Annotated in this window: 22 protein-coding genes; 11 read left to right on the top strand and 11 right to left on the bottom strand. The window is 74.5% G+C overall.

The features are described 5' to 3' along the window. Nucleotides 1-100: 100 nt before the first annotated feature. Together ACI79P_RS06065 and ACI79P_RS06060 are read left to right on the top strand one after the other, a co-directional pair. On the top strand, nt 101-631 hold the full coding sequence (locus ACI79P_RS06065; RefSeq protein WP_456580128.1) for a CGNR zinc finger domain-containing protein: 531 nt from the start codon (nt 101-103) through the stop codon (nt 629-631). A 115-nt stretch (nt 632-746) separates the two neighbouring features. Further along, nucleotides 747-1,313 (top strand): phosphatase PAP2 family protein, encoded by a 567-nt coding sequence (locus tag ACI79P_RS06060; protein WP_456580127.1) that lies wholly within the window; start codon nt 747-749, stop codon nt 1,311-1,313. Here ACI79P_RS06060 and ACI79P_RS06055 read toward each other — a convergent pair. Further along, nucleotides 1,298-1,633: a hypothetical protein gene (locus ACI79P_RS06055; protein ID WP_456580126.1), complete on the bottom strand. Its 336-nt coding sequence runs from the start codon at nt 1,631-1,633 to the stop codon at nt 1,298-1,300. The genes ACI79P_RS06060 and ACI79P_RS06055 overlap by 16 nt on opposite strands. Nucleotides 1,634-1,699: 66 nt before the next feature. After that, nucleotides 1,700-2,155 carry a hypothetical protein gene (locus ACI79P_RS06050; protein ID WP_456580125.1) on the bottom strand — a complete coding sequence of 152 codons (456 nt, stop codon included), beginning with the start codon at nt 2,153-2,155 and terminating at the stop codon, nt 1,700-1,702. Between the two features lie 140 nt (nt 2,156-2,295). Here ACI79P_RS06050 and ACI79P_RS06045 point away from each other — a divergent pair, with 140 nt between their 5' ends. Both ACI79P_RS06045 and ACI79P_RS06040 read left to right on the top strand, forming a co-directional pair. Beyond that, entirely contained in the window at nt 2,296-2,880 is a 585-nt protein-coding gene (locus ACI79P_RS06045; RefSeq protein ID WP_456580124.1) for a DoxX family protein, read from the top strand. Continuing rightward, a complete protein-coding gene (locus tag ACI79P_RS06040) occupies nt 2,877-3,926 on the top strand; it encodes a PHP domain-containing protein (protein WP_456580222.1) in 1,050 nt (349 codons plus the stop codon). The genes ACI79P_RS06045 and ACI79P_RS06040 overlap by 4 nt, the downstream gene beginning before the upstream one ends. 164 nt (nt 3,927-4,090) lie before the next feature. Here the strand turns inward: ACI79P_RS06040 and ACI79P_RS06035 are convergent, their stop codons facing one another. Then, nucleotides 4,091-4,942, bottom strand: coding sequence for a hypothetical protein (locus tag ACI79P_RS06035; protein WP_456580123.1), 852 nt, complete (start codon nt 4,940-4,942; stop codon nt 4,091-4,093). A 298-nt stretch (nt 4,943-5,240) separates the two neighbouring features. Here ACI79P_RS06035 and ACI79P_RS06030 point away from each other — a divergent pair, with 298 nt between their 5' ends. Both ACI79P_RS06030 and ACI79P_RS06025 read left to right on the top strand, forming a co-directional pair. Next, nucleotides 5,241-6,488, top strand: coding sequence for a hypothetical protein (locus ACI79P_RS06030; RefSeq protein WP_456580122.1), 1,248 nt, complete (start codon nt 5,241-5,243; stop codon nt 6,486-6,488). 143 nt (nt 6,489-6,631) lie between these two features. Continuing rightward, nucleotides 6,632-8,137, top strand: coding sequence for a sugar transferase (locus ACI79P_RS06025; protein WP_456580121.1), 1,506 nt, complete (start codon nt 6,632-6,634; stop codon nt 8,135-8,137). Nucleotides 8,138-8,197: 60 nt separating this feature from the next. Here the strand turns inward: ACI79P_RS06025 and ACI79P_RS06020 are convergent, their stop codons facing one another. Next, nucleotides 8,198-9,421 (bottom strand): hypothetical protein, encoded by a 1,224-nt coding sequence (locus ACI79P_RS06020; RefSeq protein WP_456580120.1) that lies wholly within the window; start codon nt 9,419-9,421, stop codon nt 8,198-8,200. Between the two features lie 277 nt (nt 9,422-9,698). On the opposite strand from ACI79P_RS06020, the gene ACI79P_RS06015 reads away from it, so the two are divergent. Then, nucleotides 9,699-9,869 (top strand): hypothetical protein, encoded by a 171-nt coding sequence (locus ACI79P_RS06015; RefSeq protein ID WP_456580119.1) that lies wholly within the window; start codon nt 9,699-9,701, stop codon nt 9,867-9,869. Here ACI79P_RS06015 and ACI79P_RS06010 read toward each other — a convergent pair. Further along, a complete protein-coding gene (locus ACI79P_RS06010) occupies nt 9,866-10,663 on the bottom strand; it encodes an arsenate reductase/protein-tyrosine-phosphatase family protein (protein ID WP_456580118.1) in 798 nt (265 codons plus the stop codon). The genes ACI79P_RS06015 and ACI79P_RS06010 overlap by 4 nt on opposite strands. Nucleotides 10,664-10,914: 251 nt before the next feature. Between ACI79P_RS06010 and ACI79P_RS06005 the strand changes: the two genes are divergently transcribed. Together ACI79P_RS06005 and ACI79P_RS06000 are read left to right on the top strand one after the other, a co-directional pair. Further along, entirely contained in the window at nt 10,915-11,751 is an 837-nt protein-coding gene (locus ACI79P_RS06005; protein ID WP_456580117.1) for an ATP-grasp fold amidoligase family protein, read from the top strand. Then, nucleotides 11,748-12,869, top strand: coding sequence for a glycosyltransferase family 4 protein (locus ACI79P_RS06000; RefSeq protein ID WP_456580116.1), 1,122 nt, complete (start codon nt 11,748-11,750; stop codon nt 12,867-12,869). The genes ACI79P_RS06005 and ACI79P_RS06000 overlap by 4 nt, the downstream gene beginning before the upstream one ends. Here ACI79P_RS06000 and ACI79P_RS05995 read toward each other — a convergent pair. The 5 genes from ACI79P_RS05995 to ACI79P_RS05975 form a co-directional block, all read right to left on the bottom strand. After that, entirely contained in the window at nt 12,863-14,371 is a 1,509-nt protein-coding gene (locus tag ACI79P_RS05995) for a sugar transferase (protein WP_456580115.1), read from the bottom strand. The two genes, ACI79P_RS06000 and ACI79P_RS05995, sit on opposite strands and share 7 nt — an antisense overlap. A gap of 265 nt (nt 14,372-14,636) precedes the next feature. Next, the gene (locus ACI79P_RS05990; protein WP_456580114.1) at nt 14,637-16,241 is read right to left on the bottom strand and encodes a polysaccharide biosynthesis tyrosine autokinase; all 1,605 of its coding nucleotides are present in this window, start codon (nt 16,239-16,241) and stop codon (nt 14,637-14,639) included. A gap of 98 nt (nt 16,242-16,339) precedes the next feature. Then, a complete protein-coding gene (locus ACI79P_RS05985) occupies nt 16,340-17,407 on the bottom strand; it encodes a glycosyltransferase family 4 protein (protein ID WP_456580113.1) in 1,068 nt (355 codons plus the stop codon). Beyond that, on the bottom strand, nt 17,404-18,369 hold the full coding sequence (locus tag ACI79P_RS05980) for a glycosyltransferase (RefSeq protein ID WP_456580112.1): 966 nt from the start codon (nt 18,367-18,369) through the stop codon (nt 17,404-17,406). Before ACI79P_RS05980 ends, ACI79P_RS05985 begins: the two co-directional genes overlap by 4 nt. Before the next feature lie 115 nt (nt 18,370-18,484). Continuing rightward, nucleotides 18,485-19,993, bottom strand: coding sequence for a hypothetical protein (locus ACI79P_RS05975; RefSeq protein WP_456580111.1), 1,509 nt, complete (start codon nt 19,991-19,993; stop codon nt 18,485-18,487). Between the two features lie 301 nt (nt 19,994-20,294). On the opposite strand from ACI79P_RS05975, the gene ACI79P_RS05970 reads away from it, so the two are divergent. Continuing rightward, the gene (locus ACI79P_RS05970; protein WP_456580110.1) at nt 20,295-21,614 is read left to right on the top strand and encodes a UDP-glucose dehydrogenase family protein; all 1,320 of its coding nucleotides are present in this window, start codon (nt 20,295-20,297) and stop codon (nt 21,612-21,614) included. A 43-nt stretch (nt 21,615-21,657) separates the two neighbouring features. After that, on the top strand, nt 21,658-22,983 hold the full coding sequence (locus ACI79P_RS05965) for a hypothetical protein (RefSeq protein WP_456580109.1): 1,326 nt from the start codon (nt 21,658-21,660) through the stop codon (nt 22,981-22,983). 1 nt (nt 22,984) lies between these two features. Here ACI79P_RS05965 and ACI79P_RS05960 read toward each other — a convergent pair whose 3' ends face one another. Continuing rightward, the gene (locus ACI79P_RS05960) at nt 22,985-23,968 is read right to left on the bottom strand and encodes a polysaccharide lyase (protein WP_456580108.1); all 984 of its coding nucleotides are present in this window, start codon (nt 23,966-23,968) and stop codon (nt 22,985-22,987) included. Nucleotides 23,969-24,086: the final 118 nt, after the last annotated feature.

Below are 24,086 nucleotides of genomic sequence, written 5' to 3'. Positions count from 1 at the left end.
GCACTCGTTTCACACTGCAGGGAATCGGAACAGTAGGCGGTCAAAGACCGTTGACCGCCTACGCAGTCCCGAGACTAGGGACGAAACGGTAGGGAGTCAATTGGACTACGACACCTACGGGTCGACCGCGGTCGAGCTGGCCATCGATCTGGCCAACGCCGACCTCGAGCCCGACGACGGTGTGGCGCTGTTCCTGGCGTCCCACGGGGAGTGGTTCACGGCCGGGACGTCGCTGGACCTGAGCTCCTCCGACGTCGAGAAGGCCGCCGTCACCGCCCGGCTGGTGCGCGCCGTCGCGCTGGCCGAGTCGCAGGCCGACGTCCTCACCCGGCTCAACGAGCTGCTCGCGCTGGCCCGCCCGCGGCCCTACGCCACCGACCACGACGGCGAGCTGCACCTGCACTACGCCCGCCCCGACGCCCCCGCCCTCGAGCAGCTGACGACGACGGTCGCGATGGGGCTCTCGCAGGTGGTCGTGCAGCACGGCTGGCAGCGCCTGGGCGTGTGCTCGGCCGAGGGCTGCGACGACGTCTACGTCGACACCTCGCGGAACGCCAGCCGCCGCTACTGCTCCAACACCTGCGCGAGCCGGTCGACCGTCGCCGCCTACCGCGCCCGCCAGAAGAGCTGACCCCGCCATGATCAGGGAACCTGATCATGGCGCGTCCTCCCTCAGCGCCCACCGTGAGGGAGGACGCTCGACGATCAGGTGAGCTGATCGTGGCCGGGGTGGTTAGCGTCCGGGCGTGCGCTTCCCTCGCGACCTCGACGCGCGGCTGCACGCCTGGATCGGCGAGCTGCCCACCACCCCGGCCGACCGGTGGCTGCGCCGGCTGTCGACCGCTGCCGACCACGGGAAGCTCTGGCTGCTGATCGCGCTGGCCCTGGGCGGACGGCGTGGTCGGCTGCGCCGGGGCGCACTGCACGGCACCGCCGCGATGGCGCTCACCAGCGCGCTGGTCAACGCCGTCCTCAAGCCGCTCTTCGGCCGCGTCCGCCCCGACCTGGAGAACCTGCGCACCGAGCGCCGGCTGCGCCGCGAGCCCGGCAGCCTGTCCTTCCCCAGCGGGCACTCCGGCTCGGCCGCCGCGTTCGTCACCGGCCTGGCGCTGGAGTCGCCGGCCGCCGGCGCCGCGCTCGCCCCGCTGGCCCTGGGCATCGGCTACTCGCGGGTGCACCTCGGCGTGCACTACCCCGGCGACGTGCTGGCCGGGCTCGCGGTGGGCGGCGCGGTGGCCGCGTCGACGCGGAAGCGGTGGCAGGTGCCGAGGCGGTGGCAGGCTGCAGTGACCCCGCCTCACCCGCTGCCGTAGGCCAGCAGGCCCGCGGCGAACAGCGGCACCGCGACGAAGAGGAAGACGCCGAGCGCGGTCAGCGCCCCGCCCTGGTCGCCCGGCTCCGCGGTGACGGGGCCGTGGCCGAGGAACGCCCGCAGCTCGGCGTCGGCCATGCGGGGCAGCACGGTGCCGCCGGCGAGAGAGAGCAGCGCCGCGACCAGCATCAGCGAGAACGCGAAGCGCGACCGGAACCCCTCACCGGTCACCGACGACCAGACCCCACCGGCGACCGCCGCGGCCACGGCCCCCAGCAGCAGCGAGACGACCACCTGGCGCACCGCGGGGAGCAGCGACATGACGGGACGGTAGCCACCAGGAGGCACCGGCGGACCGCACACGGTCCGCCCGACCGTCGCCGGCGGTCAGGCCGGGGCGAGGAACCGGTCGAACAGGAAGCCGGTGGCCTGCGCCTGCAGGTACTTCTCCCCGACGTCGATCGCCCAGTCCTGCGCCGTCCAGGTGCGGGGCGCGTAGACGCCGAGCGCGGTGGCCAGCGCGACGTCGGCGGGGTAGACCACCGCGAAGACGGCGTTGACGGCCTTCTGGCCACGGAGGCCGCACCGGGCGGCGACCGCGTGCCCGGTGCCCCACATGCCGCCGAGCGAGAAGTGGGACGCGTAGTTGAGGGCGGTGCGCCCCGACTGCGTCGACGGGTGCACCGGCAGCACCCGCTCGGCCAGCTGCGCGGGCGCGAAGCTGGCCGGCCGCCCGGTGAGCGGCATCTCGACGAGCTTCTGGAACGCGGTCATCACGACGGTGCCGGCGACGCCGGCCAGGACGCCGCGCCCGAGCAGGGAGGAGAGACCGGAGGAGGACATCGCCCGGGCCTACCCGGCGCGCCGCGCGGGACACCTCGCCCCCGAGCGCCCGCCCGTGGGACCCCGGTGATTGCCGGGTGGATCCTCGGGGCAGTGCACCGTGCGACTGCCCCCAGACCCTCCGAGGAAAGAGGTTCCCCATGCTGGTTCGCCGGATCGCGCGGCCCCTGCTCGCCACCCCCTTCATCTACGGAGGCATCAGCACCCTGCGCAAGCCGCAGGACCGCGTGGCGGGGGCGCGCCCGGTGGTCGAGAAGATCGCCGAGACCGCCGACAAGCAGCTGCCGGTGCAGCTGCCCCGGGACGTCGAGCAGTGGGTGAAGGCCGACGCGGCGATCAAGGTCGCCGCCGGCACGCTGTTCGCGCTGAACAAGTTCCCGCGGCTGACGGCCATCGTGCTGTCGGCCTCGATCGTGCCCACCACGCTGGCCGGGCACCGTTTCTGGGAGCACGACGACCCGACGGAGCAGTTCGGGCAGATCTCGAACTTCGTCAAGAACACCGGCCTCTTCGGCGGCCTGCTGCTGGCCGCCGTCGACACCGAGGGCAAGCCGTCGGTGGGCTACCGCACGCGCCGGGCCGCGAAGCGCGCCGCCGACGTCACGGAGAAGAACTACGAGAAGGCCACCAAGCGCGCGATGAAGGCGCAGAAGAAGGCCACCCGCACGGCAGGCAAGAAGGCGGGCAAGAAGACCGGCAAGGGAGCCCTGAAGGTGTTCAGCTGAGCACCCCGCTCCCACCCGCGGCCGCGCTCCGGAGGATCGCCTTCCTCCTGGAGCGCGGCCGCGAGGCCAGCTACCGCGTGGCCGCCTACCGGACGGCCGCGGCGATCGTCGACGCCCTGGACGACGCCGAGCTGGACCGCCGCATCCGCACGAACACGCTGAAGGACCTCAAGGGCATCGGCCCGAAGACGGCGACGGCGATCGCGCAGGCCCACCGCGGCCAGGTGCCCGAGGCGCTGGCGTCGCTGGAGGAGGCGTACGCCGGTGAGCTGCCGGCCGCCGAGGAGGTCGCCGCCTTCCGCGCCGCGCTCCGGGGCGACCTGCACGCCCACTCCGACTGGTCCGACGGCGGCAGCCCGATCCGGGAGATGGCCGAGGCCGCCATCGCGCTGGGCCACGAGTACCTGGCGCTCACCGACCACTCCCCCCGCCTCACGGTGGCCAACGGCCTGAGCCCCGAGCGGCTGGAGCAGCAGCTCGACGTCGTCGCCGCGCTCAACGAGGAGCTGGCGCCGTTCCGGATCCTCACCGGCATCGAGTGCGACATCAACGTCGACGGCAGCCTGGACCAGACCGACGAGCTGCTGGGCCGGGTCGACATCGTCGTCGCGAGCGTCCACTCCGACCTGCGCGCCGACGCCCGGTCCATGACGGCGCGGATGCTCGCCGCCGTCGCCAACCCGCACACCGACGTCCTGGGCCACTGCACCGGGCGACTGGTCATCGGGCGCCGGCAGCGCAACGGCACGCAGAAGCCGCGGCCGGAGAGCCGGTTCGACGCCGAGGCGGTGTTCTCGGCCTGCGTCGAGCACGGCACGGCGGTGGAGATCAACAGCCGCCCCGAACGGCTGGACCCGCCTCGGCGGCTGCTCACGCTCGCGGTGGAGCTCGGCTGCGAGTTCGCCGTCGACACCGACGCGCACGCGCCGGGCCAGCTGGACTGGCAGTCCAACGGCTGCGAGCGGGCGGTCGAGTGCGGCGTCCCGGTGGACCGCGTGATCAACACCCGCACCGCCGATGACCTGCTCGCCTGGACCGCGGGCTGACGGCTCGCTCCCCGCAGCGTCCCGCCTTGACCACGCGGGGTGGCAGACCGGCTCCGAGGGGTCGGGGTGGCTCGTTCCGCACGCGACGACGGGGCCCGGGGCGCCCCGAGGAGGCGGCAGGCGACCGACAACCGGCCCGCGCGCTGACGCCGCGGGCCCCTGGTTCAGCGGGCCGGCTTCTCCAGCGGCGCGACCGGCTCCAGACCGTAGGCGTCGTCCGCGCGGCGCATCGCCCAGTCGGCGGGCAGCACCAGGCGCGGCGCGACACCGACCAGGACCGCCATCAGGAGCGCGACGCCGGCCAGCGCTTCGCCCGACTCCTCCACGAAGGTGGCGGCGAGGCGCAGCGAGGCGGGGGCGAGGGCGGAGAGGGCCGAGAGGCCGACGGCGGCGACGCCGTAGCCGGCGAGGCTGCCCAGCACCCGGCGCCGGTCACGGCGCTCGGTGCGGCTGAGGAAGAAGAGGGCGCCCACGACGGCCAGGGCGGCGAGCGCGCTGAGGGCGATGGCCGCGGGCCGGCCGACGGCGGCGTCCAGCCCGGCCATCGCGTCGGCGTGCACGGTCCCGCCGGCCTTGACCGACGCGATGCCGGCCGAGACCAGCCCGACGGCCAGCCACCAGGTGCGGCGGCCGGGGTTGCGGGCGGCGCCGGCGACGGCGGCGACCGCGGCGACGGCGAAGAGCCCGGCCACGAACAGGCGGGGCAGGGAGAGCGGGGCGTCCATGGAGAGGGCCTGGGCGGCGGGGCCCGTGGCCCCGTTCAGGCTCAGCACGAAGCCGGTGGCCATGAGCACCACCGCGGCGGCGGACAGCCCGATCCCGACCGGCGGCAGCGGGACGGCGCGGCGGCGGGTGCGCGCGGCGGTGGCTACGGGGGCGGTCGCGGGGGCGCGGCCCGCCGGGACGGACGCCTCCTGCTGGTCCGCGTGCCGGATGACCCGGCCGATCACGACCCCGAGCACGACGGCGATCGCCGTCCAGACGACCAGTCCGCCGACGATCCAGGCCCACCACACGCGCTGATCATCGGCACGGCGGCGGCAGAACTTGACCCTGTGGCCCACGTGTCGCCACGAGCGGGGCGGAGGGGTCAGCTGGGACCGGCGAGGTGGCGCCGCAGGGCCTCGCGTCCGTGCAGCGGCGCCAGCCCCCGTTCATCGGCCACCGGGCGACGCCGTTCCGACTCCCTCCGGTCACCGAGAGTGAGGCCGGGCCGCATCGGGCCGCTGTTCACCCGCGCGCCACCCGGGCCCGGTTCCCCTCACCCACACTTCGGGCCGAAGGTGTCCTCGAGAGGAGCCACAGGGGGTTCGCATGTCCATCGGTCGGCCGTGGGGCCACGCGCGGGAGCCGCGCGGCCTCCGCACGCCGCCGACCGGACCCGCCCGCTGGTCCTGGCGCCTGCTGGTGACCACGTTCCTTCTCCTGGGCGCCTGGGCGCTGCTCGGCGCCACCGCCGACGACGCGGCGCGGGCCGACGCCGGAGAGCCCCCGGAGGGCGACACCTCCGTCGTCGAGCCGGCCGGTGAGGGGACGACGCCGCCCGACGACGCGGCCGGTTCCCCACCGGGTGCGCCCGTCGACCCGCCCCCGGACCCAGCGGAGCCGCCGCCCGTGCCGGCCGACCCGCCGCCCGGTCCCGCCGACCCCCCTCCGGCGCCCGCCGATCCCCCGCCCGCACCCGCGGACCCGCCGCCGGTCACCGACCCGCCGCCCGCCGAGGAGCCGCCCGCGGAGGAGGTTCCGGCCGCGCCCGAGCCGCCGCCCGCCGCGGAGGTCCCGCCGGAGCCGGCCCCCGTCACTGACGTCCCGGCCACGGACGCCCCCGCCACGGAGACCCCCGCCACGGAGACCCCGGCCACCGAGACCCCGGCCGTCGAGACCCCGGCCACGGAGACCCCCGCCGTCGTGGAGACGCCGTCCACCGACACCGCGACCACCGACACCGCGACCACCGACACCGCGTCGACCGACGTCCCCGTCACCGAGCCCCTCGCTCCCGCCGAGGTGCCCGCCGACCTGCCCGCCGAGGGCACGGAGGAGACCGAGCCGGCGCCCGCCGATCCCGCGGCGGCCGACGAGGCGGCCGGCCCGACTCTGCTAACGGTCTCGGTCACCGCTGCGGAGGCGGCGCTGATCGCCGCCGCGTCGCCGGTCACGACCCTCACGGCCCCCTGCCCGGAGCCCGGCGCCGTCACCGTCTCGTCGACGCCCCCGTCGGGCGGCGGGGCGGCGGTGGTCCGCGCGACCGGGCTCGCCACGGCCGCACCGGCGGACGACCCTGCTCCGGAGCGCGCGCCACCGGTCCGTCGACCGGCGCCCCCGGCCCCTCCTGCCACGCCGGTCGCACCCGTGCCGGCGTCCGCCCCCGGCGGCCCTGCCTCGGCGTCGGTGTCGGGCGGCGGGTCGTGCGGGACCGGCCACACCGATCACGCCGACGCCGCGCTCGCGGTGCTCGACGCGGGCTTCCCCGCCTTCCTCGTCGGCTCGATCCGGGCCGCTCGCGGGCACGACGCCGCCCTCCTGGGCCGCATCGACGAGCCGGGTGCCAGCCCCGACTGACGGGCGCACCCCCCTCGTCCTGCCCCGCCGGTCCCTCGATCGGCTCGTCGACCAGTCCATGACTCGCACGCGCGCGACCACTCCCGGTGCGCTTCTCCGCACCGGGCGCCGGATCGCCGTTCGCACCGCAGGGAACTCACGCGATGAGCAGTGAAGCCATTCCGTCCGAACACCTCACCGAGCACCCGTCCGCGCCGCTGCCGGGGCTGCCGCGGCCGGATCCGCTGCGGGGAGCCGGTACCGCCGCGCGGCGAGCGTGGCGCGCTCCCTACGTCCGCCGGCTGGTGGTCTGGGACGCCCTCTGCGCGAGCGCGGCCGCCGGGAGCGGTCTGCTCGCCCGCTTCGCCCCGCCGGACGTCGGCGCCACGAACGCCTCCCTGGCCATCGCCGTGGCCCTGCCGGCCGTGTGGGTCTTCGCCATGGTCGTCGCGCGCAGCTACGAGAGCCGCTACCTCTGGGAGGGCCCGGAGGAGTTCCGCCGGGTCTTCTTCGCCGCCGCGCTGCTGCTCGCCATCGTGGGCACGGTCTCGTGGGGGCTGAAGCTGGAGGTGGCCCGCGGCTTCGTCGTCGTCGCCCTCCCGCTCGCCACCCTGCTCACCCTCGCCCACCGCCAGGCGCACCGCTCCTGGCTGCGCCGCCAGCGGGCGCACGGCCGCTTCCAGCAGACGACGCTGCTCGTCGGTCACCGCAACGGCGTCGCGGCGCTCCGCGAGCAGCTGCACCGCGAGGCCGACCAGGGCTACCGGGTGATCGGCTACTGCATGCCGCACGGCTCGGGGCGCAGCAGCGGCCCCGGCGGGCTGCCGGTGCTCGGCGGCCTGGGTGAGGTCGTCGACGTCGTCGAGCGGTACGAGGTCGACACCGTGGCGGTGCTGCCCTCCCCCGAGCTGGACGGCGCGGCGCTGCGCCGGCTGGGCTGGGAGCTCGAGAAGACCGAGGCCGACCTGCTGCTCGCGCCGTCGGTCTCGGAGGTCGTCGGGCCGCGCATCCGCGTGCGCCCGGTCTGCGGGCTCTCCCTGCTCCAGATGGAGCGCCCCGAGCTGCGCGGCCTGCACCTGCTGGTGAAGGAGACGTTCGACCGGACCTGCGCGGTCCTGCTCCTGGTGCTGCTGGCGCCGGTCCTCGTGACCGCCGCGCTGGCCATCCGGTTCGACAGCCCGGGGCCGGTGCTCTTCCGGCAGGAGCGGGTGGGCCGCGACGGCCGCCGGTTCGCCATGCTGAAGTTCCGCAGCATGCACGTCGGGGCGGAGCGCCAGGTCGCCCGCCTGGCCGCGGTGGACGAGGGCAACGGGGTGCTGTTCAAGATGCGCCAGGACCCGCGCGTGACGCGGGTGGGCCGGACGCTGCGGCGGTACTCGATCGACGAGCTGCCCCAGCTGCTCAACATCCTCCGGGGCGAGATGTCGCTGGTGGGGCCGCGGCCGCCGCTGCCCTCGGAGGTCGAGCGGTACGGCGTGGAGATGCACCGCCGGCTGGTGGTCAAGCCCGGTCTGACCGGGCTCTGGCAGGTCAGCGGGCGCTCCGATCTGTCGTGGACCGACTCGGTGCGGCTGGACATCCACTACGTGGAGAACTGGTCGCTGACGCTGGACCTGATGATCCTCTGGCGGACGGTGGGGGCGGTCTTCACCGGCCGCGGTGCCTACTAGGGACGACGAAGGGGCGGGCGCCGCGCGTCTGCGCGGCACCCGCCCCCTCGAGCGGTCAGGTCAGCGGTAGCCGGGAGAGACGTACCCGATGCCGACGGAGCCGGCCGGGACGAAGTCACCCGACGCGGGCTTGCCCTGGGTGAGCGTGCCGCTCAGGTTGCCGATCGAGGGCCACGAGACGACGCCGTTGCTGATCTTCGCGGGGCAGCTGCGGTCGTCGGTCTGCGGCCACACGCTGTAGCCCATGTCGCGGCCGGCGCGTGGGTCGATGAAGACGTTCTCCAGGGCCAGCGGGTAGGTGTTGCAGTCGATGCGGATGAACTGCCCGCCCCGCTCGATGGGGGTCACCCCGGAGCTGCCGACGTTGGTGTTCCGGATCGTGCCCTTGCCGATGGCGCCGAGGTCCTGGCGGACCTGGATGCCCTGGTAGTTCGTCGTGCCGCTGAGCCGGTCGATCCGGTACTCCCGCACCCCGCCCCACGGCTGGAAGACGTCGGCGTGGTTCACCGAGTAGGTGCCACGCAGGGCCTCCATGCGGACGTTCTGGATCTGCACGGTGGCCTCGGGGGCGTTCACGGCGATGCCGTCGGCCTGGGAGCCCGGGACGTTGCCGTTGATGAGGACGCCCTCGATGTGCACGGTGCCGGTGCACTTGTGCACGTAGATGGCGCGCTGGTCGTCGTTGCCGAAGCGGGCGGTGGGCGCGACGGTGATCTGCCCGCCCATGATGACGGCGTTGCGGCAGTTGGCGATGGTGATCGGCCCGGCCGGGCGGTCGGCGGGCAGCTTGATCAGGACGTCGCCGTTCCTGGCCCCGATGGTCGTGACCGAGTTGCTCGGGGTGACGTTGTGGACCGGGTAGTTCTCCCAGCCGGCCGGCGGGGCCCAGCTGAGGGCGCCGGTCGACGGGGTCGTCGCGCGGGTGGCCGGGGTGCTCGGGGTGGTCGCGGCCGGGGTGGTCGGGGTCGGGGCGGCCGTGGTCGGCTTCGGAGCCGCCGGGGCCGGGGTGGCGGTCGTGCCGGTGGAGGCCGGGCTCGTGCCGGAGCGGGAACCGGCCACCGCGGTCGGCTGCTCCGTCGGCGTACCGGCGGTGGGCTGGTCCACGGGGACCTCGCCGGCCGGCGCCACGTCAGGGGCGGGGGGGCTCGTGGGCGGCTGCACGGCGGGGCGGGAGTCACGGGACTCCACCGCCGGCGGGGTCGCGACGGCGTCGGACCCTCCGTCCTGCACGAGCGGATAGCTGAGGGGAAGGATCCCGACGAGCGCGAGGAGCAGCTGCGTCATGCGTCGGCGCGACATGCGCCGCCGGCGACGGGGTCGGATGCTTCGCCACTGTCGGTGAGCGTTTCGTGACACGCCGCTAAAGGTAGCGTCACGGTTCCATAACGCCAAGCCCGTTCGAGTGAATTTTCTCGGGCGCACGGCGAGTCGTCACCGGTTCTGTTAAGCGACTCGCGCCCCGACCAGCACGGATACCCACACATGCGGGGATGGACTTTTTCGGCAGCTTCTGCCCGCGTCGGACCCGCCCGCGGCGCGTCGGGGCCCCTAGGAAGGTCCCATGACGTGGGTGCTGGTCCTCCTGACCGCCTGGACGACGCTGGCGGCGCTGCTGGCGCTCGGCATCGGCCGGGCGGTCCGCACGGCCGACCGGCGGCAGGCGACGGAGACCGCCCCGGTGCCGGACTTCGTCCCCGCGGAGTGGACCGCCTCCCCGCCCGTTCCCCGCTAGGAGCCCGAGCCGGCCCGCCGGCGGCGGCCGAGCGCACCGAACGCGCGCCGGGCAGGACCCGGGCCGGCGGAGCGGTGGTCGAGCGGGGCCGGCTCGGCCCAGACCTCCGGGTCGCCGGGCAAGCCCAGGACGCCGCCCGGGTGGATGTGCGAGGCGTTCGCGACCGGATCGGGCAGCTCCGCGGCGTCGACCGCCGGGTGCAACCGCAGCACGGCGGTGAGGACGGGCAGCAGGGCCTCGGACACGGCCTGGCCCACCGCCTCGTGGCCCTCCAGGGAGCGGCCGATCGGATCACCGATGTCGTCGCCGTCCCCGCCGCTCCGCCCGGGACGGGCCGCCGCCAGGGCGGACACCAGCCCGCGCACCCGGTCGGCGAACTCCTCCCCCTCCGGCTGCCGGTCGCCGAGCGCGCCCAGCAGCGCCGCGGCCTCCCGGAGGGTGAACGTGCGCGCCAGCGCCCGGGGCGCGAGCCCCAGGACGTCGCGGCGGTGGTCGCGGGTCAGGGTGAGCACGAGATCGGCCTCGTCGACCATCGCCGGCTCCAGCTGCCGGGCCACGAACCCCTCGGGGTCGCCACCGAACCCGGACAGGACCAGCGCGCTGCGGGGGTGCATCGGCGAACCGGCGACCGCGCGCGTGCCCGCGCTGACCAGGCGGACGTCGTCGGCCGCCGCGCCGAGGTGCTCGCGCAGGTAGGACCGTCCCAGCCCCTGCCCGAGGGCAGAGCGGCAGATGTTGCCGGTGCACACGAGCAGGACGGTGACGGGCGGCGGGGGGCTCTCCAGGGCGGGCACGACCCCAGTGTGATCGGTGCCGGCCGCCGCCCGACACCTCCGATGGGGTGGTTGCGCACGGGGAAAAGGCCCTGGCCCGCACCGGGTACTAGGCTCGCCGCGACACCGGACGCCCGGATCGGGCGTCCCCGGCGGACACCAGCCGGCGTGCCCACGTCTCACACCTGGAAGGGGTCAGGATGCCCCGGAGCGGCCTGAACGAGAGCCTCCGACATTTCTTCCAGCCGGCCCACCGCAGGGTCGCCGGGCTCATGCCCCTCCCCCTCCGGCGGCGGTACCTCTACCTCGCGGGGCACGGCAGGCTGCCGCGTCTGCGCGACCCGCAGACCTTCGGCGAGAAGATCAACTGGCGGATCATGCACGACCGGCGCCCGCTGCTGGCCTGGACGTGCGACAAGCTGGCGATGAAGGAGCACGCGGCGCAGGTGCAGGAGGAGGCCGGCATCTCGGTGCCGGAGACCTTCTGGTCCGGCACCGACCTCACCGAGGTCGCCGGCCGGATGTTCGACCGCCCGTGGGTGCTCAAGCCCAACCACCGCAGCGGCCTGGTCCACTTCGGCCGCGCGGACGAGTCGGTCGACGCCCGCACGATCGCGGCGACGAAGAACTGGCTGCGCGACGACCAGAGCGTGCTGCTCGGCGAGTGGGCCTACAGCCAGGCGCGGCCGCTCTACGTCGTCGAGGAGGCCATCGGCGACGGCGTGACCCCGCCCGACGACTACAAGTACCTGATGTTCGACGGCAAGATCGCCGCGATGTCGGTGGACACCGGCCGGTTCACCAGGCAGCACTCGCGGACCTTCTACACCGCCGAGTGGGAGCCGCTGCGCATCGCGACCGCGCTGGGCAGCGGCGAGCCGAGCCCGCCGCCGGAGAACCTCGCCGCCCTGAACCACGCGGCCGAGGTGCTCGCCCGCCCCTTCGACTTCATGCGGGTCGACCTCTACAACGTCGACGGCGTCATCTGGTTCAGCGAGTACACGCCGTACCCCGGCGGGGGCGTGCTGCCCTTCGAGCCGCCGAGCTTCGACGCCTGGCTCGGCGAGCAGTGGACCCTCCCCGACCTCGACGACGTCGCGGCCCGGTGAGCACCGGGACGACGCGGGACGGCACGGCCGGCCACGACGACGACGGCGCACTGCGCGTACTCAGCGTCGGCCCGACGGGCGGCCAGCCCGGCGGGATGGCGTCGGTCGTCGCCGAGCTCGAGACCCAGAACGGCCTGACCAGCGCACCCGTGGCGCTGCGGGTCGTGGACTCCGGCGGCATCGGCCCGGCCCCGCGGCGGGCGGTGAACTTCGCCCGCAGCCTCCTCACCACCGCCACGGCCCGCGCCGACGTCGTCCACCTGCACGTCGCCAGCCGCGGCAGCACCTGGCGGAAGATGGCCGTCGCGCGGGCGTGCACGCTGCGCGGCCTGCCGTACGGCATCCACCTGCACGGCGCCGGGTACCGCGGCTTCCTCGAGGCCGTCTCCCCCGCCGCGCGGCGCCGCATCGAGCGCTTCTTCGACCGGGCGGCGTACGTCGTCGTCCTCGGCGGGCCCTGGGCCCGGCTGGTGACCGAGGAGCTCGGGGTGCCCGCCGAGCGGGTGCGCGTGGTGCACAACGGCGTCGCCGACGGCGCCCCGCCCACGACGCCCTGGCCGGCCGACCGCGCCCGGCGGGTGGTCCTGCTGGGCCGCATCGACGAGTCCAAGGGCGTCCCCGAGCTGCTGCGCGCCTTCGAGCAGCTCGGCGACCTCCCCGACGTGGAGCTGGTGCTCGCCGGCCCGCCGGCCGACCCCCGCGTCGTCGCGCTCGTGGAGGCGGCGGTCCGGGCGAGCCCGGGCCGCCTCACCTACGCGGGCTCGCTGCCCCGTGCCGCCGCCCAGGAGCTCCTGCGCGAGGCCTACCTGCTCGCCCTCCCCAGCCACGCCGAGGGGCTGCCGATGGTGGTCATCGAGGCGATGTCCCGGGGCATCCCCGCCGTGACGACGCCCGTGGGCGCCATGGAGGAGCTGGTCGCCCACGGGGCCAACGGGTTCCTCGTGCCCCCCGGCGACGTCGACGCCCTCGCCGAGCACCTGCGGCGCCTGCTCGCCGACACGGAGCTGCGCGACCGGATGGCCCGGGCGGCCTACGACACGTGGGCGGCGGGCTTCGACGCCCGCACCATGTACGCCGACATCCGCGCGTGCTGGCGGACGGCGGCCGGCGGTCAGTAGGCGCCGCGCCCGCGGAGGACGGCGCCGAGGGTCTTCCAGAGGATCATCATGTCGAAGCTCAGGGACCAGTTCTCCACGTAGCGGACGTCGATCCGCACCGAGTCGTCCCACGAGAGGTCCGAGCGCCCGCTGATCTGCCAGAGGCCGGTGATGCCGGGCTTGACCAGGAAGCGGCGGCGCATGTCGAAGCCGTAGCGCTCGGTCTCGCTGGGCAGCGGCGGGCGCGGGCCGACCAGGCTCATGTCCCCGCGCAGCACGTTGAGCAGCTGCGGCAGCTCGTCGAGGGAGTAGCGGCGCAGCACCCGCCCGACACGGGTCACGCGCGGGTCGACCTTGCGCTTGTAGAGCACGCCGTTGCCGTCGTTGTCGGCCTCGAGCACCTCGGACATCTTGTCGGCGCCGTGGACCATGCTGCGGAACTTGAGCATGGAGAAGGTCTGCCCGTCGCGGCCGACGCGGGTCTGCTTGAAGAACACCGGCCCGCGGCTGGTCGTCTTCAGGGCCAGCGCGATGAGGAGGAACAGCGGGAGCGTCAGGAGCAGCGCCGTGGCGGCCAGCGAGGCGTCGACCGCCGTCTTGGCCAGGCGGCGCACCCCGCGGAGCTCGGGGCGCTCGACGTGCAGCAGCGGGAGACCGCACACGGGGCGGATCGCCACCCGCGGGCCGACGACCTCGGTGACCGCGGGGGCGAGCAGCAGCTCGGCCTCGGTCTTCTCGAGGTCCCAGCCGAGCCGGCGCAGCGACGGCCCGTCCAGCTCGGGGCAGGGCATGACGGCCACGGTGTCGACCTCGAACCGCTGCACCACGTCCAGGACCTCGTCCAGGCCGCCGAGGACGGGCAGCCCGTCGAAGTCGGTGGGGCGGTCGCTGGCCCTCCCGTCCGGCAGGCAGCAGCCGATGACCCGGTAGCCGTGGTAGGCGGCGCGGTCGAGCTCGGCGCGCAGCGACGCGACGGCGTTGCGGTGCCCGACGATGACCGTCGTCTGCTCGAAGGCCCCGCCGCTGCGGGCCCGGTGCAGGGCCTGCCGGCGCAGGTAGCGCTGCAGCAGCGTCAGCAGCGTCGCCAGCGGGAGGGCGATGACGACGAAGCCCCGGGCGACCCGCAGGTCCAGGCCCCAGGAGACGACGGCGACCGCGGCCAGCAGGACGGCGGCGGCGTGCAGCACCCGCCGGAACTCCTCGGCACCCACCCAGAGGAAGCGCTCCTCGTAGCTGCGGCCGATGTGCATCGCGGCCACCCACACGACGGGCATCGCCAGCGCGGCCCACAGCGAGTACTGGGCCGCGCCGTCGACGTCGGTGCCGAACCGGCCGAAGTAGCCGATGGTGGCCGCGAGCACGGCGGCGACCGCGTCCCCGAGCACGATGCTGCGGACGTACGCGGCGCGCCAGGCCCGGCGCGCCGCGGTGCCCTCGCCGCGCAGGCGGCGCAGGCCGGGGAAGCGGGACCGCCCCGTGGTCGGCAGGACCTCACGAACGGTCTGGTCGTGAGTGACGTGCATGGAGATACCGAACTCCCTGGGTGCGTGTGGTCGTCGTGGCGACGACCGTCCACGCACCGACCCACCCACGATTACACAGAGTGGCCGCGCGCGATCAGAGAGGCACCATTGCCTGGCCGGTCGAGCCGCCAGGTGATGACGTTAGCCGCTCGGAGACGATTTGGCCCGCTCACGACATAACTGTACGTAACGAAAGTGTCCGCCTACGCTGCGTCAGCGGAGTAGGTCACATCCGTGTCGGCGGCTGCGCGCCGCCCACCCCGGATCAGCTCCGGCTGGGCGTGTCCTTGCGCTGGGCCGCCGTGGGCTCGCCCACGGTGCGCGGGGTGTGCGAGGCCGGCGGCACGGCGGTCGGCCCGTCGGCGGCCGGCTCGGCCGCCGGCACCTCGACGCGCGTCGCGCCCCCGGGCTGGGTTCCGCGGTCGCCCCCGGTTCGCTTGCCCGGCGCCTGGGGGGTCTCCTGGACGGCGGCGGGCCGGGGCTTGGGGTCGGGCTCCGTGGGGGCCTCGACGTCGTAGCCGTAGGCCTGCGGCGTCGACGACGCGGGGGCCATGTTGAGGATGACCCCCAGGGTCCGCGCCCCGACCCGGTCGAGGATCCCCACGGCGCGCTCGAGCTCCTCCCGCCGGGTCTTGCCCTGGCGCACCGACAGCAGCACGCCGTCCATGGCGACGGCGACGGCGCTGGCGTCGGCGACCGGCAGCAGCGGCGGGGTGTCGAAGATGACGTAGTCGTGGGTGGCCCGCAGCTGCTCGACCACGGTGCGGAGCTGGCTGGACGCGAGCAGCTCGCTGGGGTTGGGCGGGATGGACCCGGCGGCGAGCACCGACAACCCGGTGCTGCCGTAGGGCTGCAGCACGTCGTCGAGGTCGGCGGCGCCGGCGAGGATGCTGGTCAGCCCCGCGCCGTCGACGAGGCCGAGGTACTTGACCACCCGGGGGTGGCGCAGGTCGGACTCCACCAGCGCGACCCGGTGGCCGCCCTCGGCCAGGGTGAGGGCGAGGTTGACCGCGAGCGTGCTCTTGCCCTCGGTGGCGACCGCGCTGGACACCATGATCACGCGGGGCGGCTCGTCGACGTTGAGGAACTGCAGGTTGGTGCGCAGCTGGCGGAAGGCCTCGGCGTTGGCCGACCGGCTGTTCCGCTCCAGCACGTGCGACGACCCGAGCTTCGAGTCGCGGGCGATGGTCCCGATCACCGGGGCGCCGGCCACCTCGGCGGCGACCTTCCCGTCGCGCACCGAGCGGTCCAGCCGCACCCGCGCGTAGGCGAGCACCAGCCCGACCAGCAGGCCGATGAGGACGCCGACGGCGATGTTGGCGTACAGGTCCGGCGACGAGGGCTCCGAGGCGACCTCGGGGGTGTCCAGGACGGTCACCTTGACCGGGATGGTGGTCACCGGGTCGACCGCGGGGTCGGTGGGCGTCGTCGTCGTCGCCTCGACCTCCTCCACCAGCTCGGTGAACTCGGCGGCGACGGCGGCCGCCAGGTCGCGCGCCCGCTCGGGCGAGGTGTCGGTCACCGTGATGTCGAGGACGCTGGTGTCGGGCACCACGGCGGCCGCGATCCGCTCCTGCACGGCCCCGGCGGGGAGGTCGAGGTCGAGCCGCTCGACGACGCCGTCGACGAGGCGCTCGCTGCCGAGGATCTGCACGTAGGAGGCGACGCGGTTCTGGGCGAACTGGCTGCCCTGGAAGGCGGCGGTGGTGGAGGTGGCGTCGGTCGACGTCACCCACAGCTGCGCGCCAGACGTGTACGTCGGCGTCATGGTCAGCGCGGTCGCGGCCCCGACCCCGCCGCCCAGCAGGATCCCGATCACGGGCAGGAACCACCCGGCCTTGAGCGCCGCGATGGTGTCTCTGAGTTCCACTACTTCCTCGTCTCCATGATCGACACCCACTGACGTGGGTTGCAGCCGGGCTCAGCACTGCCGTCCAGCCGACCCAAGCAGTTGCTGAGCAGTCCAGGCTAGATATCCGGCGGATCCGAGGGGGGAGCCTCACCCGTACGTGTCGCACCGACACACCTGTCCCAGTGCTCGACGAACACCCGCCGGACGACGGCGTTGGAGTGCCGCGCCCGTACACGGTCCCACGCGCGGCGCCCGAGCCCCTGCGCCAGCTCCGGGGAGCCGGCCATCGTGCGGATCGCCGTCCCGAGGGCGTCGGCGTCGGCCGGGGGCACCACCATGCCGGTGTCGTGGACCACCTCGGCGATCTGGCCGACGTCGCTGGCGATGACCGGCGTCGCCAGGCTCATCGACTCGAGGATGATCATCGGCATCGCCTCCGCCCGGCTGGGCAGGACGAGCGCGGTCGCCGTCCGCAGCCGGGCGCGCACCGCCTCGGGGGAGACCGGCCCCTCGAACACCACCCCGTGCGGCAGCGGTTCCGGCAGCTCGAACTGGGGAGCGAGGTCGCCGAAGAGGACGAGCTGCTGGCCGTCTGGCCGGGCGGCCGACCACGCGTCGAGGAGCACGTCGGCGCCCTTGCGCGGCCCGATCTCACCGGCGAAGACGAAGCCCGAGCGGCCCGACCCCACCGGCTCCTCCTCGATGGGCACGGAGTTGGCGACCCGGACGGCGTCGATGCCGAGCGAGCGCAGCACCTCCGCGGCCGGGTCGGTGAGCACGAAGACGACCGCGGGCTGGCGGAGCACCAGGCGGGCGAGCCGGCGGTTGCCCTCGGCGAACGCGACGAACTGCGAGCCGTGCACGAGGACGGTGCAGCAGACCCCGCGCCGGCGGGCGAGGGCGAGCAGCAGCCCCTCGCGGAGGAAGGAGCCCTCCTGCGTCAGGTGGAAGTGCCACACGTCGGTGGGCTCCACCCGGTCGGTCAGCACCTTCAGCGCCGTGCGGGCGAAGGTGGCGAGGGTGCGCCGGCGGTCGCCGTGCCAGTAGGAGGGCCACTCCCGCATCTCCAGGTCGGGCCCGGCCCAGGTGTTCATGGTGCGCACCACGGAGGAGACACCACCGCGCCCCTGCGACGCGTTGCCGATCTGCGTGACGCGCAGGGCGGGTCGCGAGGGGCGGCTCACGCCGACGTGTCCCCGGCTCGGCGGATCACCACGCCGGAGGGGTCGAGCTCGTCGGAGGTCAGGTCGCCGGGGGCGCGCAGCAGGACGAGGTCGCGCTCGGCGAGCTCGCGGGCCACCTGCACCTGGTGGTCGTCGACGTGCTCGCCGCGCTCGGCCAGCCGCGGGACGACGACGGGCCGGACGCCGAGCTCGAGGGCGCGGAGCAGCGTCCCCACGCCGGCGTGGGTGACGAAGACGTCGCTCTCGGCCACCAGCCGGTCGAACTCCTCGGCGCGGAGCTCCAGGTTCACGTCGCCGGGCAGGTCGTCGCGGGTCGTGGCGCCCAGCTGCCAGGTGACGACGTCGCCGGGGCGCAGCCGGTCGCGGACGGCGTCGACGAGCGCGTCGAAGCGGAACGGCTTGATCGTGCCGAGGCTGACGAAGATGCGGCGGCCGTCGCCGTTGCGGGCGGGGCGGTCGGTCGCGGGGACGGCGGTGTAGTCGTCGAGCAGCGAGGGGCCGAGCTGCCAGCCGGGGCGGTCGGCCCAGGCGGCGTGCTGGCAGTAGCGCTGCGCCCGCGGCAGCCGCTCGAGGATGCGGCCGGTGGCGGAGGGCCCGTCGAAGCGGGAGACGCTCTCGATGTAGACGAACGGGATGCGGCGCAGCTGCGCGATGGCGTACGCGGGGATCGCGACGGCGGCCCCGGTGCTCAGGACGACGTCGAAGCGCTCGCGGCGCACCTCCCGGTGCAGCCGGAGGCCGGCGCGGACCGCCGGCGCCAGGCCCCGCGGGGGGACGTAGTCGAGGGTCACCACGCGGCGGCCGCGCAGCAGCGACCGGCTCTGCTCGGAGTCGAACGTGGCGAAGACCGAGTCCGGCTGCAGGCCGAACCGCTCGGCCCAGCGGACGATCTGCGCGAGGTGACCACCGGTCGAGGCGACCAGCAGCGCCCGCTTGCCGCTGAGCGCGGCGGACAGCTCCACCCTCTCACCTGCCGGTTCGGCTCGATCGCGTCGTGGTGGCACGACCGAAGCGTAATGGGGCGCGGCGGCGCAACCGCCTCCGCGCGCGCCTTTTCGCCGGTTGGTGTGGACGGCGTCAGCCGACCGGCGCCGGGCGGGTGACGCGGGCCACGCGGCCCGCTCCCCGCCGGTCGGTCGACCCGGCGTCGGCGGCGGGCCGGCCGGCTCCCGCGTCGCTGTCGGCGGACCGGGCACCGAACGATCCCAGCAGACCGATCAGGAGGAAGAGCGGGATGTAGGACGGCGGGGAGACGAACACCGGGTTGCCGGTGGACTCGAGCAGGTACTGGACGATCCAGGCGATGCCGGTCAGGCCGAGGAAGCGGGCGGCGGGCTCGCTGTCGCGCGAGAGCGTGCTCAGCCGCCGGAAGACGACGACGAGCGCCCCGAGGAACGCCAGCATCCCGATGAAGCCGCTCTCGGCGAGCACCGCCGGCCACATGGTGTCGGTGAGGAACATCGCGTTGCCCGTGCGCTCCGACAGGCCCCACACGTACTGGTAGCCGCGCTCGAGGTAGAGCGGGCTGTAGAACTCCGAGGCGGTGTCGGAGCCGAAGCGGCCGAACCCGGCGCCGAGCGGGAAGTAGTCCTGGGCGACGAAGAAGGAGTCGCGGGTCATCAGGGTGCGCGCGGCGGTGCCCTCGGACTGGTCGACGTAGGTGGCGACGATCCCCTGGATGGCGTTGAGCAGCGTCGACCAGAACAGGATGACGATGGCGACGACGACGGTGACCGCCGTCGCGAAGACGCCGGGGCGCCCCGCCCGCGAGCTCAGCCACAGGAAGCTGCCCATCATCCCCAGCCAGGTCTTGCGCCGGAAGGAGAGGACGGCGACCAGGGCCATGCCGCCGGCGAGCAGCCAGGTGAAGCGGGTGGAGCCCATCGTGGTGTTCCACGCGACGACCCCGAGGAAGCCCAGCGCGGCCATGATCCCGAGCGTGCCGGGCTCGACGAACGGGCCGATGAGCGAGGGGATGGCGGCGCGGAAGCTGAGCTGGTCGATGTTGCCGACCGTGCTCTGCCAGGTCTGCGGGATGGCGAGGTTGACCAGGCAGCAGGCGATGATGAAGAGCAGGACGCCGACCCCGCCCTTGGCCAGGCGGCGCACGTCGTCGCTGGTCCACTGCAGCTGCGCCACGGCCAGGGCCAGCAGGATCCCCTTGCCGGCGAGCGCGGCCCCCGAGCCGAGGACGACGAGCGGCACGTCGGCCACGAGCCCGCTGACCACGCCGAGCGCCCCGTAGAGGGCGAACAGGCCCAGGCCCGGGAAGCTCCGGATCGGCTGCCCGCGAACCAGCCGGGGCCCGACGCACACGAGCACGGAGGCGGCGATCGCGAGCTCGTCCAGCAGGTCCACCGCGGAGCTGCCGGTGATCTGCGCCGCCGTCTTGCCGAACAGGCTGACCAGGACGGCGGCCGCGATGAAGCGCTTGGGGTGGCGGACGCCCCACGCCAGCACCGGGACGCCGACGACCGCGAGGAGCACGAGCACCGGCTCGTAGGCCGCGGCGTACGTCAGGCCGGCGACCGCCAGCACGCAGACGGCGAGGGTGCGCGGCATGGTCCTGGTCAGCGCGTCGCCCACCTCGACCCCTCCGCTCCCCCGGCCGATACGGTTCCTCCCGGTCCGCCGCGCAGCGTTGCACGCGGGCCGACCCTCGACAATGCCACGCCCCCGCAATCCACCCGGGTGCGCGGCGACGGCGGTCACACCCGTTCGGGTGAGCTGCCACCTGCTCGGACGATTCTCCGCCTCCCGTGGCCGCTCCGCTGGCGTCCGGGCCCCCGCGTGGTCGAACATGGCGGGGGCCTGCACACGGACGGACGGGGAGACCCGGGACCGGGCTGCCGGTCCCACCCCACACTCGGACCACCTGGAGCACTGCGTGAAGATCTCGGTCATCGGCTGCGGATACCTCGGAGCCGTGCACGCCGCGTCGATGGCCGAGCTGGGTCACGACGTCGTCGGCATCGACGTCGACGAGGCGAAGATCGCCTCGCTGTCGAAGGCCGAGGCACCGTTCTTCGAGCCGGGGTTCGAGGAGCTGCTGGAGCGCACGCTGGCCACCGGGCGGCTCCGCTTCTCCACCGACTTCGCCGACGCCGCGGGCTCCTCCGTCCACTTCGTCTGCGTGGGCACCCCGCAGAAGCGCGGCGAGTACGCCGCCGACATGCGCTACGTGCAGGGCGCGGTCGAGTCGCTGCTCGACGTCCTCGCGCCCGGCGAGCTCGTCGTCGGCAAGTCCACGGTGCCGGTGGGCACCGCCGCGCAGCTCGCCGAGCTGATCGCCGACAAGGCGCCGGGCGCGCTGCTGGCGTGGAACCCGGAGTTCCTGCGCGAGGGCTTCGCCGTCGAGGACACGCTGCACCCCGACCGGCTGGTCTACGGCCTGCCGGCCGGTGCCGACGGCGACACCGCGCGGAAGCTGCTCGACGAGGTGTACGCGACGATCGTCGAGCGCGGCACCCCGAAGGTGGAGAGCGACTACGCCACCGCCGAGATGGTGAAGACGGCGGCGAACTCGTTCCTGGCCACGAAGATCTCCTTCATCAACGCCATGGCCGAGCTGTGCGAGGCCACCGGCGCCGACGTGAAGCTGCTCGCCGACGCGATCGGCTACGACGACCGGATCGGCCGCAAGTTCCTCAACGCCGGCCTCGGCTTCGGCGGCGGCTGCCTGCCCAAGGACATCCGCGCCTTCATGGCCCGCGCCGGTGAGCTGGGTGCCGACCAGGCGCTGACGTTCCTGCGCGAGGTCGACAACATCAACATGCGCCGGCGCATCCGCATGGTCGAGCTGGCCCGCGAGGTCTGCGACGGCTCGCTGCTGGGCAAGCGGGTCGCGGTCCTGGGGGCGGCGTTCAAGCCCGACAGCGACGACATCCGCGACTCCCCGGCGCTCAACGTCGCCGCCCAGCTGCAGCTGCAGGGCGCCGTCGTGCGGGTGACCGACCCGGCCGCGGTGGAGAACAGCCAGCGGCTGTGGCCGCAGCTCGACTACGCCGCCACCCCGGAGGAGGCCGCCGAGCGCGCCGACGCCGTCCTGGTGCTCACCGAGTGGAAGCAGTACCGGGAGCTCGACCCGGTGGCGTTCGGCCGGGTCGTCAAGCAGAAGCGGGTCCTGGACGGGCGCAACGCGCTCGACCGCGAGGCGTGGACCGCGGCCGGCTGGAGCTACCGGGCGCTCGGCCGGCGGGCCGGCTGATCCCCGTCCCGCCGACTCCCCCTGCCGTGCCGCCGACCCGCCGATGGTGATCCGACGGGTCGGCCGGGCCGTGCGCGGGGGCAAGCTGGTCAGCCGGGGCCTCACCGTCGCCGACCAGGCGATCTCCAGCGCCAGCAACATGCTGCTGTCGGTGGCGATCGCCACCGGCGTCAGCGCCGCCGTCTTCGGTGAGTTCGCGCTGATCTACAGCATCTACTGGCTGCTGCTCGGCGGCACGCGCGCCGCCGTCCTGGACCCGCTGCTCATCACCCAGCGCAACGTGCTCAAGGGCGCGCCGGTGCACCTGGTCGCGGCGGTGTCGGCGACGGCGGTCGGCGCGCTCGGCATCCCGGTCGGGCTGCTGCTGCTGGCCACGCCGCTGGACCTGGCCTGGGCCGTGTTCTTCCTCGGCCTGCCGGTCCTGCTGCTGCAGGACGCGCTGCGCTACGTCGGCTTCCTGGAGCAGCGGCCGGGCCGGGCCGTGCTGCTGGACGGCGTGTGGCTGGTGGTCATGGTCGTCGCGACGGTCCTGGCGCTGACCGGGGCGATCGCCGGCACGGCCGCCGTCCTGGCGCTGTGGATCCTCGGTGCGCTGCTGGCCGACGTCATCGGGCTGGTGGCCTTCGGCATCCGGCGGGAGCCGGTGCGGCTGCGGGCGCGGCTGAAGGCGATGTGGCCGGTGTCCGGCCCGCTGCTGGGCGACTTCGCGCTCTCCTCCGGCTCCGGGCAGCTGACGATCTTCGTGCTGCCGCTGGTGGCCGGCACAGCGCTGCTCGGCCAGCTCAAGGCGGCCCAGGTCGCCAACGGCCCGCTCAACATCACCGTCGCCGCGGCCAGCGTCATCTGCCTGCCGATGGTGGCGAGCGCGGTGGAGGCCGACGCGCGCCGGGCGCTGCGGATCGGCCGGATGGCGTCGCTGGCGCTGGCCGGGGTGGCGGTCGTCTACGGGACGGCGCTGGTGCTGCTGCCGGAGAACGTGGGGCGGGCGCTGTTCGGCGAGTCGTGGGGCTCGGGCTGGCTGGTGGCCGCGGTCAGCGCGCAGATGGTGCTCTTCGGCGTCACCCACGGGGCGCTGCTGGCGATGCGCGGCTCCCGCAACACCGCGGCCGCGCTGCGCGTGCGCATCGCCGTCGCGCCGATCGCGGTCGTCCTGCCGGTCGCGCTCACCGCCGTCTGGGGCCGGAACGGCCTGATGGCCGGGCTGGTGATCGCCGCGGCCACGATGTCGCTGGTGAGCTGGCTGGTCGCCGTCCGGGTGGTGCCGCAGACACCCCCGGCGGAGGACCCGCACGTCGAACCCGTCGACCCCCGGGAGAACGCCCCGACCGGCAAGAACCCGCTGGGCTCGCCGGCGTCGGCGACGCAGTAGCTCAGTCCGCGGCGGGCTCGAGGGCGACGCTCTTCCGCGACTCGCCCCAGCGGGCGTCGGAGAAGTAGACGGTGTGCTCGCGGCGGGTGTTGCTCGCCGCGTAGATGCCCTGCTTGAAGTAGATGCTCTGGCCCTCGAACAGGGTGGCCCCGACGGCGTTGACCAGGCGTTCGCCGTCGATCCACACCTGGACGTTCCCCTTGTCGGGGTCGGTGGACCACTCGATGCGGACGGTGTGGTCCAGCCACTCCCCCAGCACCAGCGGGCCCAGGTCGTAGGTGGCGACGTACTGCGCGGACTCCTGGCCGAGCAGGCCGCCACGCAGCGAGAGGCGGATCTCGGGATCGGGGCCGTCGGTCACCCAGAGGTCGACGTTGGGCGAGCCCTCGTTGGCCGTCTGGTGCCACTGCGTGTAGATGAGGAACTCGTCGCCGCCGTCCCAGAAGAAGTCCTCGGGGAAGTAGGTGGACCACGAGTACCACTGCACATCGCCCTCGCGGGGGGCGCCGGCCTCCTCGATCGTCGAGCGCACCTCGCCGCGGATGGTGGTGTCGACGCCGAAGGTGAAATCGCCCGGGCGGGCGGAGAAGGCGGCGGAGTACTCGTAGCCGGGGCGGACCGGCTCGTCGACGACGCGTACCTGCTCGGGCCGGGCGGCCTGGACCTCGCTCCAGTCGTCGAGGTCGCCGTCGGCGTAGCTCCACACCTGCACGGGCTCCGGCGTCTCGTCGGGCGACTCCGAGCCGGAGGGGGACGCCGCGCTCGACCGCGACGGGTTGAACCGGTCCCCCGTCGTCGGCACCGGCTCGAGGTCGGACCGCGGGATCGCCGTGCTCTCGATCGGGGTCGACGTCGGTTCGGCGGTGGCGTGCGGGGCCTCGCCCTGGCCCTCGCTCTCGTCGGGACCGCTCGAACCGCAGGCGCTCAGGACCAGCGACGCCGTCACCACCAGGGTGAGCGGGAGCGAGCGGCGTCCACGTGTCACAACGGTTCCCTCTTCGTCCTGGTCTCGGCGCGGTGGGCGGCGCAGCGCCCCGGACGGCGGCCGGCTCGCGCGGTGCGAACCCGCGCCGGGTGACCACGGGCGGGATGCCCGAGGTTAC

It is taken from the genome of Blastococcus sp. SYSU DS0510, from assembly GCF_054050835.1.
Note: the sequence above shows the minus strand (reverse complement) of the source record. Positions and strands in the feature narration are given on the sequence as shown.

Bases quoted from the DNA above. Each gene is read 5' to 3' on its own strand.
- ACI79P_RS06015 (WP_456580119.1), top strand. From the start codon at position 9,699: ATGACGTGGGTGCTGGTCCTCCTGACCGCCTGGACGACGCTGGCGGCG.
- ACI79P_RS06055 (WP_456580126.1), bottom strand. From the start codon at position 1,633: ATGTCGCTGCTCCCCGCGGTGCGCCAGGTGGTCGTCTCGCTGCTGCTG.
- ACI79P_RS06025 (WP_456580121.1), top strand. From the start codon at position 6,632: ATGAGCAGTGAAGCCATTCCGTCCGAACACCTCACCGAGCACCCGTCC.
- ACI79P_RS06020 (WP_456580120.1), bottom strand. From the start codon at position 9,421: ATGACGCAGCTGCTCCTCGCGCTCGTCGGGATCCTTCCCCTCAGCTAT.
- ACI79P_RS06005 (WP_456580117.1), top strand. From the start codon at position 10,915: ATGCCCCTCCCCCTCCGGCGGCGGTACCTCTACCTCGCGGGGCACGGC.
- ACI79P_RS05965 (WP_456580109.1), top strand. From the start codon at position 21,658: ATGGTGATCCGACGGGTCGGCCGGGCCGTGCGCGGGGGCAAGCTGGTC.
- ACI79P_RS05995 (WP_456580115.1), bottom strand. From the start codon at position 14,371: ATGCACGTCACTCACGACCAGACCGTTCGTGAGGTCCTGCCGACCACG.
- ACI79P_RS06030 (WP_456580122.1), top strand. From the start codon at position 5,241: ATGTCCATCGGTCGGCCGTGGGGCCACGCGCGGGAGCCGCGCGGCCTC.
- ACI79P_RS06050 (WP_456580125.1), bottom strand. From the start codon at position 2,155: ATGTCCTCCTCCGGTCTCTCCTCCCTGCTCGGGCGCGGCGTCCTGGCC.
- ACI79P_RS06045 (WP_456580124.1), top strand. From the start codon at position 2,296: ATGCTGGTTCGCCGGATCGCGCGGCCCCTGCTCGCCACCCCCTTCATC.